The following is an 11,834-nucleotide window of genomic DNA, read 5'->3' on the forward strand; positions in this document are numbered from 1 at the left end:
CGTTGATTGATGCGCGGCTATGATCGCTGAATCTATACTTGAAGATATGGCTGGGACAGATTTTAATATTTTCTATTGGTTGATCTTAGGAACCTTTACCCTTGCGGCAGTGTTTTGGGCTACAGCCACCCTGCTCAATGTTGTTCGGCTGCGGAATGTTCGACTGAGCTGGAAGACGGGAAAAGTAAAAGGATATCCGCTTTTTTCAACGCTCTTTTTGCTGGCTACGCTGACGGTGGGTGGCCTGGCCGTTTATCGCGGGGTATCGGCTGAGATTATCGCTTCAGCTCTTTATATATGGCTGGGAGTGAGCTGGTTCGGAACCAGTTATTTTGCAAGTAAACGTTTTATTACCGATTACGGTATCGTTAAAAATGTCAACGAGCCGTCCCAGACGGTAGCCTGGCATCAGATACGCGATTTTGTGGAAAAAGAGAAGGAGGAGCATATTCACTATATTTTTATCTACAGCGCCGATATCTACGACGATTATTCTGATTTAATCCGCCTCGAGCTGGAAGTACCGCACAAGCAGCAGCGGGCGTTTCAGAATTTGATTGCCCATAAACTCGGCCATCGAATTCGTTGTTATGTAAAAGACGACGATACCATAAATGTAGAACAGTTTAATTGATCGCAGCCTTAAATAAATCATAACTTATAGAGTAACAGTCATTTGTTTGAAGAGATACAAAATTCTGATATTGTTCAGGAGCGGGCGCTGCTGGTAGGGATCTACGGTCCCGAGACGCCCCGTATCCAGGCAGAAGAGTATTTGGATGAACTTGAAATGCTTACCCGCACTGCCGGCGGGATAACAATAGACAAGGTGTTGCAGAACCGCATGCATCCTGATCCCTCAACGTATATAGGATCCGGGAAGCTTCGTGAACTGAAACAGATGGTGAGCGAGCACAAGATTGACACCCTCATTTTTGATGATGATCTTTCTCCTACGCAGATTCGCAATATTGAAGATGCGACGAAAGCGAAGTTGTTGGATCGCAGCGGACTTATCCTTGATATTTTTGCATCCCGCGCCCAGACAGCTGCAGCGAAGACACAGGTAGAGCTGGCACAGCTGCAGTACCTGCTACCGCGATTAACACGCTTCTGGACTCACCTCTCACGCCAGCAGGGGGGCATCGGCACGCGGGGGCCCGGGGAAACCCAAATTGAGACCGACCGCCGGCTGATTGACAAACGGATTGCCAATCTCAAGGATAAGCTTGAGAAACTTGACCGGCAGCGGACAACCCAGCGCAAGGGCCGTTCCGAGAATGTGAGGATTTCCCTGGTTGGCTATACCAATGCCGGTAAATCAACACTGATGAATGCGTTGACGGATACCGAGGTACTGGCCGAGGATCGCCTGTTTGCCACCCTGGATTCGACTGTCCGCCGGTGTGAAATTGCGAACTACGATGTTCTTTTGTCCGACACTGTCGGATTTATCCGAAAGTTGCCGCATGACCTGATAGAAAGTTTTAAATCCACGCTGGATGAGGTGCGTGAGGCCGATATCCTGCTTCACGTGGTAGATGCCTCTGCACTGATGCTCGATGATTATATCCAGGTGGTCAACGACACGCTCGAGGATATGAATGCTACCGGGAATAAGAAGATACAGCTGGTGTTTAACAAGATAGATATCCTTGAACCCCGGCAGATCGTTGAGCTGAAGAAGCAGTTTCCCGAGGCCGTATTTGTTTCCGCTGAACGAAATATCGGACTCTTGAAGCTGGAGAAGCAGATTAGAAGTCTTATTGAAGAAGATTTTGTGACGGAAACCATGCGTATCCCTGCGGCAAAATATGAAGGAGTCGCTTTTTTACACCGCGAAGCTAACATTTTGGAAAAAAAATACGTAGGATCTGATGTGAAGCTGACCTTCAGTATCGCCGAACCCGATTTAATGCGGTTGAAAGCGTTACTGGATGATATTGATACGGCTGAATCAGTTGTGTGAGTAAACAATCATGTAAATTGCAGACCGATGCTTGTAAAGAAAAATATCATAAGGTCGAACTTCAATCCGCTGAAGGGGACAGACACCGTTGATGCGGTTAAGAAACGGATGGAAGAGGAAAACATCTCTACGCTGCCCGTCACTGACAGCACGACCCATGCGCTGATCGGACAGGTTACCCGGGATGCATTGGAGGAAGCAGATCCGACAGACTCTGTTGCGGAGATCGATCTTGACGAACCGGTGAAAGTCTACCGGGAACAACACATCTTTGAAGCCGCCCGGCTCATGCTGCAGTATGAGCAGGAAATGTTACCGGTGGTTGATGAAGAGTGGACGCTGTTGGGCATTATTGAAAAGAAACAAGTGCTGGAAAAGATCCCTCAGATGCTTAACGTGACGGAACCGGGATCTGTTATTTCGGTCATGCTCGACCGACGGGATTTATCGATTACCGAAGTTGTGAATATTATGGAAACCGAGGGGGCCAAGATCCTGGGTATGACAGTTGAAAAATCACAGCAACCGGGAGAATCTTTTGAAATATCATTCAAGCTTGACCTTGAAGATGTGAGTCGCGTGGCCGCAGCACTTCGCCGGTATGATTATGTAGTCTCTACCAGCTCTGAAAACGAGGTTTTCAACCAGGATCTCGAAACCCGGGCCGATGAGCTGCTCAAGTTCATCGATATGTGAACATATGGTCATGAGATAGTTTTATTTCCCATCGGATCGTTTGTCTTCCGAAGCAGACTGCCCCCGGGCATAAGGTCGAAACAGAAGGGTTATTAACCCATCCAACGCTGAATTTGTTATCCTGACAGGCAAACCCACCGTGCGATTCCCTCCATCTCTGCCATAAGTGTAAAGATAAAATCCTTTTATACGGTTTTATTCTCTTGAATTAAAGGCTTATTATCCTCCAAATTACGAAAAGTTAACTTTCTAAACTTTAGATCGGGAGTAAATGTTATAATGCTCATATCATTGCATATGCCCAAGTGCGGGGGGACAAGTTTCAAAGAATTGCTTAAGAGACATTTTAAATGGCGGTTTTCTAAAGATTATGATTATCCTATTCACTGGTCGCCCGACAAGCGAAGAAAAGAAGCTATTGAGTCACGAGAAAGGATAAAAAGGAGATACCGGTATTTCTATAGATATCGTTTTACCGAATGCATACACGGTCATTTTCTGCCCTATAAGTACGATTATTTTTACGGCAGGGATGGAATTACGTTCATAACCTGGCTCCGGGACCCGGTAGAGCGACTGGTTTCACATTATTATTTTTGGTTGCGCACCTACGAGACAGCTAAACCAAAGCCGTTGCACAGAAGAGTTGTTGAAGAAGATTGGACCCTTCAGGAGTTCGCTTTTTCTGAGGAACTAAAGAATGTATACTCCGAATTTTTATGGAATTTTCCTGCCCGGCAATTCGACTTTATCGGAATAACGGAACACTATGAAGAAGATGTACGTTATTTTGCCAATCATTATTTGGGATTAAAGGATGTTTCTGTCCCCCAAAAAAACATCAGTCCCCGGAAATCAAAGCCTCTCATTACAGATGAGGGTCTCATAAAAGAACTCAAATCTTTTCATGCACGTGACTATGAGCTCTATGACTATGCCCTTGAAGCCAGGCGGGAAAGGATAAGGTCAAATGAGAGCCAGCAAACGACCGATCATAAATAACCGGCACCCGCGGAATAAGAATAATCTTTTCAGGCACCTTAAAAATCCGTATAATTTGTGGCTGTAAACATGATATTTGTATAAATAAAAAAAGAGGAAAGACTGAGCAAGGAGAACAGACATAGCGATTCGGAATCTTCCGGAGACTCGCCGACACAAGAGCAGCTTTCCGCTAAAGAGTATCGACTTATTCCGGTAGACGAGGAGGGACAAAAGGGAGATAATGCGGTTAATTTGATTGAGCTGTTTCGTTTATTGCGCAATCAGCGCCGGCTCATAGCTAAGATAACGGGCGGGTTTCTTATTCTCGGACTTGCCATAGCACTTTTCAGCCCGGTTGAATATACCTCTGAAGCTTTATTAATGCCTGAGATGAAAAGCAGTGAAAGTTCGGCCGGCGACATGCTGGAAAATTATGGCGGCCTACTGGGGCTGGGCAGTATGGGATCAATGGATTTATCGAAAGAGGGAACTATTGCCCCGGAGGTATATCCTAAAATCGTACAGAGCCTCGGCTTTCAGCATAAACTGCTTAACCAGGATATTTATTTTTCAAAGCTGGATACCACTGTCAACGGTTATAACTATTTCGAGGATATCCGCAACTTGTCGCTCTTTGAAATACTGCTCGAATATACGCTCGGGCTCCCAAGCAAAATCCGCTCTCCCGAACCGCCTGCCCCTCTGCCCGACTGGCTTCGCAAAGAGTTTGACGAGGCCGCCGTTGTTGAGTTAGCAGATGATGAACTTGAAATCATTGGGGCCATGCAGGAACGGATATCCATTGAACTGGAGGGTGAAACCGGGGTACTGACCGTCAAGGCAACGATGCCCGATGCTATTGCTGCCGCCCAGGTAAATGGCACGGTCATCAACATGCTGAAAGAATTTGTTAAATCCTACAGTACACAGAAAGCTAAAGAAGATCTGGTTTTTGCCGAAACACAGCACAAGCAGGCGCGCGATCGTCTTGAGGAAGTCCAGGGAGAACTGGCATCCTTTCTGGATCAAAACGTGAATCTGGCTACGGCTAAATCCCAGGCGCGTGAACAACGCCTGCAGGCAGAATTCGATTTAGCCTACAATATGTATAATAATGTGTCGCAGCAGCTGATGGAAGCCAAAATGAAAGTACAGGAACAAACGCCCGTATTCAAAGCGCTGCAAGCGGCGAATGTACCGACCCAAAAAAGTAAACCGCAGCGCATTCTGATCCTCATCCTGTCGTTTTTTGCAGGACTTATCGCCTCTTTCTTTTATATCACCGGCCGGAATATCTATGATAACGTCAGCCGGCAACTTTAACTACTTTTTGTCCTAAAATCCGTTTGTCGTATCCCCATCGGTTGCCTATTCAAAAATCATGCTTTAATTGTTGAATATAGATGAAGCCATCGTCCAGTTCTTCTACAGAGGAAAAGGGTATATTAGCACAAAATACGCTGGTCAATGTGATGGGGCGGGGTATCCCGCTGCTCTTTGCTGTTATTGCCATACCGTTTGTTATCGATGGGCTGGGAACCGAACGTTTCGGCGTACTTACGATCGTCTGGATCGTAATCGGTTATTTCGGTCTTTTCGACATGGGACTGGGACGGGCCACCACAAAATTTGTGGCGGACGAAGAAGCCCGGGGCGGGGAACAGCTATCGCCCATTATTTTTACTTCTGTTTTTCTATTGATCGGCTTTGGGATCGTAGCCGGACTCCTGATTGTCGCTGCCACCCCGTACCTGGTCAACGGCCTTCTGAATATCCCCGCTGAGCTGACCGGAGAAACCCGGAAAGCATTTTATATCCTCAGTGCGTCCATTCCCCTGGTACTGGGGTCGGTAGGGGGACGGGGTGTCCTGGAGGCCCAGCAGCGCTTCACCCTGGTCAACACGGTAAAAATACCGGCGAGCACGCTCAATTATGTCGGTCCGTTACTCATACTTCCCTTCAGCAATCAGCTACATCACGTGGTGCTGTTGCTGGTAGTCGGTCGCGGGGCCTCATTTGTCATTTACCTCTATTACAGCTGCCGGGATCAGCAGTTTTTGAAGCCATCCGAATACCCCTTTTTCCGGTGGACCAAAAAACTGTTGGGTTTTGGAGCGTGGCTGACCATCAGCAATTTCATCAGTCCTATAATGATTTATATGGATCGCTTCATACTGGGGGCCATCCTAACCATGAGTGCAGTGGCATACTACACCACCCCCTATGAGATGGTAAGTCGTCTCGGCCTCATTTCCGGCGGATTTATGGGAGTGATGTTTCCGGCTTTCAGCGTCTATTCCCTGAAGGATGAGGAGAAGCTTATCGCCCTGCAACAAAAATCAATCCGCTATTTGTTTTTGGTCCTGCTGCCACTGGTTACTTTCTTGATTTTTTCTGCTGAACCGCTGCTCTACTACTGGCTGGGCAACGAATTTGCCGAAAACAGTACCCTCGTTCTGCAAATACTGGCGGCGGGCATGCTGATCAACTGTATGTCGATGGTACCGTCCACGCTTATACAGGCTGTAGGCCGGCCTGATATCCGGGCGAAGCTCCACATGGCCGAGCTGCCGGTATACTTGGTTATGATTTGGGTCTTTGCGCAATACATGGGCGTTGTCGGCGTAGCGCTGGCCTGGCTGCTGCGTGTTGTCATTGACGGCGGATTTCTGCTGTTTTTCTGTAATCGACTGGTGCCGTTTATGAACCGGAATAGAGCCACGCTTTATCGTCAGTTTCTTCTGTATACTGCTGTTTTTACATTCCTTGCCGCACTATTTTACTTCATCGAAGGACGGATTACGGTACTGGCACTCGGCGGCTTCTCTGCTTTGCTCAGTTTGTATCTTATTTGGTCGCGAACGCTTAAACAAGACGAGCGGGAGCAGGTTATCGGGCTGTACCGGGGGATGAAGAAAAAGATTGCATCTAAAGCCGGCAGATAGGTTAATGTTCATATGAATACATCGCTTCATCACGATAACATATTGGTCATTACATGAAAAAAGTTCTTTGTGTATCTTGGTAGCTTCATATAATGGATATCTTTGCCAACGACTTCAGCTAAAAAGTGTGAGTATGACTACAGCAGCAGTACCAAAAGTTTTTATTATCTTAGTCAACTGGAATGGTTGGAAAGATACGACCGAATGCCTCCGATCGCTGGAGGAGCTTGATTATGCCAACTATTCCGTTATCGTTGTGGACAACGGGTCCACCGACCGATCGGTAGAGGAGATCGAGCGACGATACCCCGATATTACACTTCTGAAAAACGATGAAAACCGTGGGTTCGCAGGAGGAAATAACACGGGGATTGAATATGCACTTGACCGGGATACCGATTATGCTTGGCTGCTTAATAACGATACGGTGGTCGACCGGCAGGCCCTTTCGCACCTGGTTGACCGGATGGAAGAAAATCCGGGGATAGGTATCTGTGGATCCAGACTTATTTACTATCACCAGCGTGATACGACTCAAGCGTGGGGCGGGGGAAGATTTAATAAATGGATAGGAACGATCCGGAGTTTTGGCCAGAACAAACCGGTGGATTTAAAACCCAACCGGCAGGCAGTAGAGAAGAAACTGGATTACGTGGTAGGCGCCTCAATGCTGGTCTCAAGGAGGTTTATCGACAGGGTAGGGTTGTTGAGCGAAGAGTATTTTCTGTACTACGAAGAAATAGACTGGGCGATGCGCGGGGAGGGGCAGTTCAGCCTGGGTTTTGCCCCCGGCAGCATGGTCTATCACAAGGAGGGTGCTTCGACCGGGGGACAGCAGATGCAGCAGGCAGTGAGGAGCAAGCAATCCGATTATTATCAGCTGAAGAATCGGCTCAAGTTTACCTATAAGTTTTTTCCGGCCTATTTGCCCGGCGTTTATTTATCCGTTATTTATGCCATGATAAACAGGATGAGGCGTGGCCAGTGGAACAGGATACCGATGATCGCAAAACTGATGTTCACCTTTAATACATAGCCCGGAAGGACCTGTTACTGTGGACCTGCAAAAGAAATTTGTGTTGGGACTCTCACTCGTATCGTTGTACGGTACGGTAACGAACTTCGTTTATCTGAGTCCGTTGCTAACCCTTTTGGTGCCCCTGGGCCTTTATGCCGTGAACAAGGATGAGCTGGCACGACCTGTTGCCTGGCTGTACGGCTTCCTGCTTCTCTTTTTGGTCAGCGTCGTCTTATATCACCCGCTTTCGCTCGTCGAGTTCGGTTTTTACCGGCGCGACGGCAACTTTATCATCTCCTATGCGCCCCTGCTTATTCTGCCGCTGTTTAGCTATGAATTTGAGCTGCGACAATATTTCCGGAAGTTCTACCGGTTCAGTGTTATACTGTATGGATTGTTATTCGTGTATCACCTTTTGACAACTAACTTCTTGGGAAGCATCCATGAAATAGTTTTCAGCGGATTGTTTTATGCGCAAAACGCTGTAGGGGGATTTTTATCCATTTTGGGAGCACTGGGCTTTGCCTACTGGTATCACCGGCGGAGTAAAAAGGAGCTGTTTTGTTTTTTACTTGTTGCGATCATTCTTGTTGCGACCTATTCCCGCGGATCCATCCTGGGCTTGGCATTGGGTATCGCCGGTTGGTACTGTACCGTCACGGGTCGGACCAAGACACTTATTGGTCTTCTGATTATTCCGGTTCTCTTTACGGCTGGTAGCCTGATGATCGGTTACCCGTATTACACCGACCGGTTGGTCACGCAGGATGAAGTCACCAAGGAGATTGACAGTGATGTAGGGCAAAAGAATGCGAATGTTATGATCAGGGTGTTTTATACCTTTCCCAGGGCTTGGTATATGTTTTTGGAGTCGCCCATCCTGGGCAGTGGCGTGGGATCTTATGACGACAGGCCGTACGATCTACAAGAGATTGTTCCATATCTGACCTATAATGCCCAGCCCCAAAAAGCGCATACTGATGCGCATGCTCATCACTCGTATCTCCATATCCTTGCGGAACAGGGGGTAGTGGGACTGACCCTGTTTTTGACGTTTTGGGTATCGCTTTTTTTATACCTCAAGCGGATTAAAACCCAGCCGGTGATCCGCGATTACCTGCTGATTGTTTTTTTTACCGTCACCTTTTCCTCATTTACCGCGCATCGCATTACTACACCTTCACAGATGCTGCCGTTTACCATTTCGCTTGGCCTGTTTATTATGCATAGGGAAGCTTACAAACGGGTTAAAATCAGGGTGCTAAGTGGAGAAGAATCCGACGAGACTCTGTAGGAGGGACGGCCAGCTATAGTGTAGATGGTTTGTCTCTTGTACAAATTATTGGACGTAAGCGGGAAAGAGATCTCCCTAAAATAATTGCTGTTGCTACTACTAACAAAGTCAAGTACTTATAAAAGGCCCGCTTTAACTGGCTTCGAAAGATTCATTGCATTGACGGGTTCATATCACTAAATGGTTGGCCATTTTGCCAATCATTCCAATCAATTACGAAGCTTACACTGCTACCAGAAGCTCCATCTTTTTGTGTGAGAGTAATAGTAGCATCTACAATATTAATTTCCGCTGTAATTTGGGCACTTGAATCATTGTTAATCGCACTTCTCATTTCATAAAGCATCGAATTATAAGGCTCCCCATTGCTATATTGTACGTTTGTAGTATGCGAATCATAGTATACACCAACAGTGGTATTTGAAGTTGGACTATTTATAACCGCCGTTATGGCTGATTTCAAGTCTCCATTTGTTTGATGTATCCATTCCCAATCGGTACCATTACCTTCCATATATTGGGCACCGTTTGTGAGTGTATTCCAGTTTTCATAAACAGTCCCATTTACTACACCAGCATCATGGGTTCTTAAATTAGCATCAAATGTATTATTTTGTATTGTATATTCGGTAGCTGGTTGTTCATTTTCCCCCGTACCATACCAGGTTATATTATAACCGCTTACAGTGTCTTCAAAGGTACAATTTTTAACAAGGCTATAACCGTTTCCACCAAATTGTATTCCTCCACCATGAAATATAGTTGTGTTGTTGTGAACTCCATTTTTTTGAAAAGTACAATTATGAAGTTCAAACCTATTATTTAATCCTTGACTCCATGCAGCCCAAGGCCTAACATTAGATCCTTTTTGATTGCAACGATCTATAGTACAATTATAAGCTTTTATATCTAATACACCGCCATTTTCGGGTGTTTCTGTTTGCCCTATTCCTCCTGCTGTTTTACGAAAAGTACAACTATGTAGTTCAGAACTTGCTTCATCAGAACCTTCTTGCCAAAAACCAGCACCAACCCTATTATTTTCTGAATTATTAGGGGTAAAAGTACCCACAGCAAGACAATCAATATATTTTATATTTGTTGCATTATCTGTACCAAAAAGGGTTATTGGGGAGCTTTTATTAGTAGTTGCACTTTCTGCATAAGATTTACAATTTCTAAAGGTTACGTTATAAGAATGTCCTCCGGCTAAGAATTGAGCCTTACCTGTTACTCTAACTCTTTGCCCATATACTTTACAGTTTTTAAATTCTATGTCATGGGGTGGGTTGTTACTTTCATTTGGTCCTGCTATAAGACTAACTGTAGCTGCATCATCTACCCTTATATTTTCTATCAGTCCGTTTTTTGCTCTATTAACTACCCAAATTCCACCACCGATATCAGCTTCTTTTCCATCAACTTTTAAATCATGTATGTGGAAGTTATCAGCATTTGAAACCTTCATCCAAGCTGCGCCTCCTCCCCAATCCCAATCAACGCAAGGGGGGGATGGTCTTCCAGAAACAGATTTAAATCTAATAGTTGCTGTTCCAGTTTTATTAGGATTAGTACGTAATTCAATATTATCTTTAGTTTGAAAGTACATCATATTGAATTCATAAATACCGGGGTCAAGCTGGATAATATCTCCATTATTTAGAGAATTTCTAAACTCACATATAAATTTATATGAATTGTTTATTGCTCTACTTTCTCCACCGGTTGTCCCTTCAACAATTCCCCAACCGCCATTGGATACGGAATCTGATATTGTTATTGTAGCCATAGCATTTCCTCTTTTAACTTGATGTCGACGAGTAACTACTCAATTAGCTCTCTTCGTAAGCAATAGCAGTTCAGGATGTATTACTACTGCTAAATCCCTAGATTCTATATGTTTTTGTAACCACTCGCCTGTTATTGGTTTAGTATGCTCTTAAACAAATAAACGTAAAGATTCTTGTTATCACTATCAAGAACGCTATATATTTCTTTATCATATGAATATTATATTTCTGTGATTAGGCCTTTATGTCCAAACACCCGTTTTACCAACATTCTATGGAGGGTTGTTTGTAGTAATTCAAGTCTCCCTTAACAAAGGAGTCCGGCTTTATCAACGCGGAGAATTGTGTTTGCCCGGGATTAAGTTTTGCCATTCGGACGGAATAACCCATCTTGATGTTGAGATAACAGGTTGATTAGGGTTTTTAGAATTTTCTATATTCATATGTAGCGATTTCCTTTGATGGTAATAAAAGTTTTACTTTACTATGGAAATCGGAAATTATATACTGTTTAAGATTTTACAATCTATAGCAAGACGAAAATCATGGAGAAAAAGAGTTTGAGTTTTGAAATAACGTCATTGATTCACAACCATGAAGCTACAGTAAAGCAATTATACAGCTTAGTTGATGGTCTTGCAGAAGCTTCAGAGCGCATCTCATCCTGCATAAAGGATGGCGGCAAAATTTTCTGGATGGGAAATGGTGGAAGCGCCTCGGCGTGTCAACATCTGGCAGCAGAGTTTGTGGGACGATTTCAACAGGACCGGGCAGCTCTGCCCTCTATCGCATTGACCACCGATACGTCAATTTTAACAGCTATTTCCAATGACTATGGATTTGAGTCGGTCTTTTCCAGACAAATTGAAGCTTTATGCACGGACCGGGATATTGTAATCGGTCTATCGACCTCCGGGAAGAGTCGGAATATTATCGAAGGAATTAAAAAAGCTAATGAGATGGGAGCACTCACGATAGGGCTAACCGGTCAGGAGTCCAGTCCTTTGGCTCAAATCGCAACCCGTTGTTTAAATATGCCCTCTCAAAATACAGCACGCATCCAGGAAATGCATTTGTTATGCTGCCATATTATTTGTGAGATAGTGGAAAATACCATATTTGATGATTAATTTAGTTT

At 44.9% G+C, this 11,834-nt stretch carries 10 protein-coding genes; 9 read left to right on the top strand and 1 reads right to left on the bottom strand.

Annotated elements, in window-relative coordinates:
* Window positions 1-46: 46 nt before the first annotated feature.
* The 8 genes from BUB16_RS05800 (at window position 47) to BUB16_RS05835 (ending at window position 8,906) form a co-directional block, all read left to right on the top strand.
* Window positions 47-634 carry a hypothetical protein gene (locus tag BUB16_RS05800; protein ID WP_073061187.1) on the top strand — a complete coding sequence of 196 codons (588 nt, stop codon included), beginning with the start codon at window positions 47-49 and terminating at the stop codon, window positions 632-634.
* 42 nt (window positions 635-676) lie between these two features.
* Complete coding sequence (gene hflX / locus BUB16_RS05805; RefSeq protein WP_073060676.1) at window positions 677-1,969, top strand: GTPase HflX; 1,293 nt, start codon at window positions 677-679, stop codon at window positions 1,967-1,969.
* 27 nt (window positions 1,970-1,996) lie between these two features.
* A complete protein-coding gene (locus BUB16_RS05810) occupies window positions 1,997-2,665 on the top strand; it encodes a CBS domain-containing protein (protein WP_073060679.1) in 669 nt (222 codons plus the stop codon).
* Window positions 2,666-2,944: 279 nt separating this feature from the next.
* A complete protein-coding gene (locus tag BUB16_RS05815) occupies window positions 2,945-3,667 on the top strand; it encodes a sulfotransferase family 2 domain-containing protein (protein WP_084088069.1) in 723 nt (240 codons plus the stop codon).
* A 234-nt stretch (window positions 3,668-3,901) separates the two neighbouring features.
* A complete protein-coding gene (locus BUB16_RS05820) occupies window positions 3,902-4,972 on the top strand; it encodes a Wzz/FepE/Etk N-terminal domain-containing protein (RefSeq protein ID WP_073060699.1) in 1,071 nt (356 codons plus the stop codon).
* An 80-nt stretch (window positions 4,973-5,052) separates the two neighbouring features.
* Entirely contained in the window at window positions 5,053-6,594 is a 1,542-nt protein-coding gene (locus BUB16_RS05825) for a flippase (RefSeq protein ID WP_073060702.1), read from the top strand.
* Window positions 6,595-6,727: 133 nt separating this feature from the next.
* The gene (locus tag BUB16_RS05830) at window positions 6,728-7,630 is read left to right on the top strand and encodes a glycosyltransferase family 2 protein (protein WP_073060706.1); all 903 of its coding nucleotides are present in this window, start codon (window positions 6,728-6,730) and stop codon (window positions 7,628-7,630) included.
* 19 nt (window positions 7,631-7,649) lie between these two features.
* Complete coding sequence (locus BUB16_RS05835) at window positions 7,650-8,906, top strand: O-antigen ligase family protein (protein WP_170864296.1); 1,257 nt, start codon at window positions 7,650-7,652, stop codon at window positions 8,904-8,906.
* Window positions 8,907-9,057: 151 nt separating this feature from the next.
* Here BUB16_RS05835 and BUB16_RS05840 read toward each other — a convergent pair whose 3' ends face one another.
* A complete protein-coding gene (locus BUB16_RS05840) occupies window positions 9,058-10,695 on the bottom strand; it encodes a hypothetical protein (RefSeq protein ID WP_073060712.1) in 1,638 nt (545 codons plus the stop codon).
* Between the two features lie 546 nt (window positions 10,696-11,241).
* Between BUB16_RS05840 and BUB16_RS05845 the strand changes: the two genes are divergently transcribed.
* Window positions 11,242-11,826, top strand: a complete 585-nt coding sequence (locus BUB16_RS05845; protein WP_073060715.1) for a D-sedoheptulose-7-phosphate isomerase — start codon at window positions 11,242-11,244, stop codon at window positions 11,824-11,826.
* Window positions 11,827-11,834 lie beyond the last annotated feature (8 nt).

Source organism: Fodinibius roseus, from assembly GCF_900129315.1.
Classification (GTDB): domain Bacteria; phylum Bacteroidota; class Rhodothermia; order Balneolales; family Balneolaceae; genus Fodinibius; species Fodinibius roseus.

What these genes read in the sequence shown, in the direction of transcription:
- BUB16_RS05815 (WP_084088069.1), top strand. Translation starts at nt 2,945, where the DNA reads ATGCTCATATCATTGCATATGCCCAAGTGCGGGGGGACAAGTTTCAAA.
- BUB16_RS05840 (WP_073060712.1), bottom strand. Translation starts at nt 10,695, where the DNA reads ATGGCTACAATAACAATATCAGATTCCGTATCCAATGGCGGTTGGGGA.
- BUB16_RS05830 (WP_073060706.1), top strand. Translation starts at nt 6,728, where the DNA reads ATGACTACAGCAGCAGTACCAAAAGTTTTTATTATCTTAGTCAACTGG.
- BUB16_RS05845 (WP_073060715.1), top strand. Translation starts at nt 11,242, where the DNA reads ATGGAGAAAAAGAGTTTGAGTTTTGAAATAACGTCATTGATTCACAAC.
- BUB16_RS05800 (WP_073061187.1), top strand. Translation starts at nt 47, where the DNA reads ATGGCTGGGACAGATTTTAATATTTTCTATTGGTTGATCTTAGGAACC.
- BUB16_RS05810 (WP_073060679.1), top strand. Translation starts at nt 1,997, where the DNA reads ATGCTTGTAAAGAAAAATATCATAAGGTCGAACTTCAATCCGCTGAAG.
- BUB16_RS05825 (WP_073060702.1), top strand. Translation starts at nt 5,053, where the DNA reads ATGAAGCCATCGTCCAGTTCTTCTACAGAGGAAAAGGGTATATTAGCA.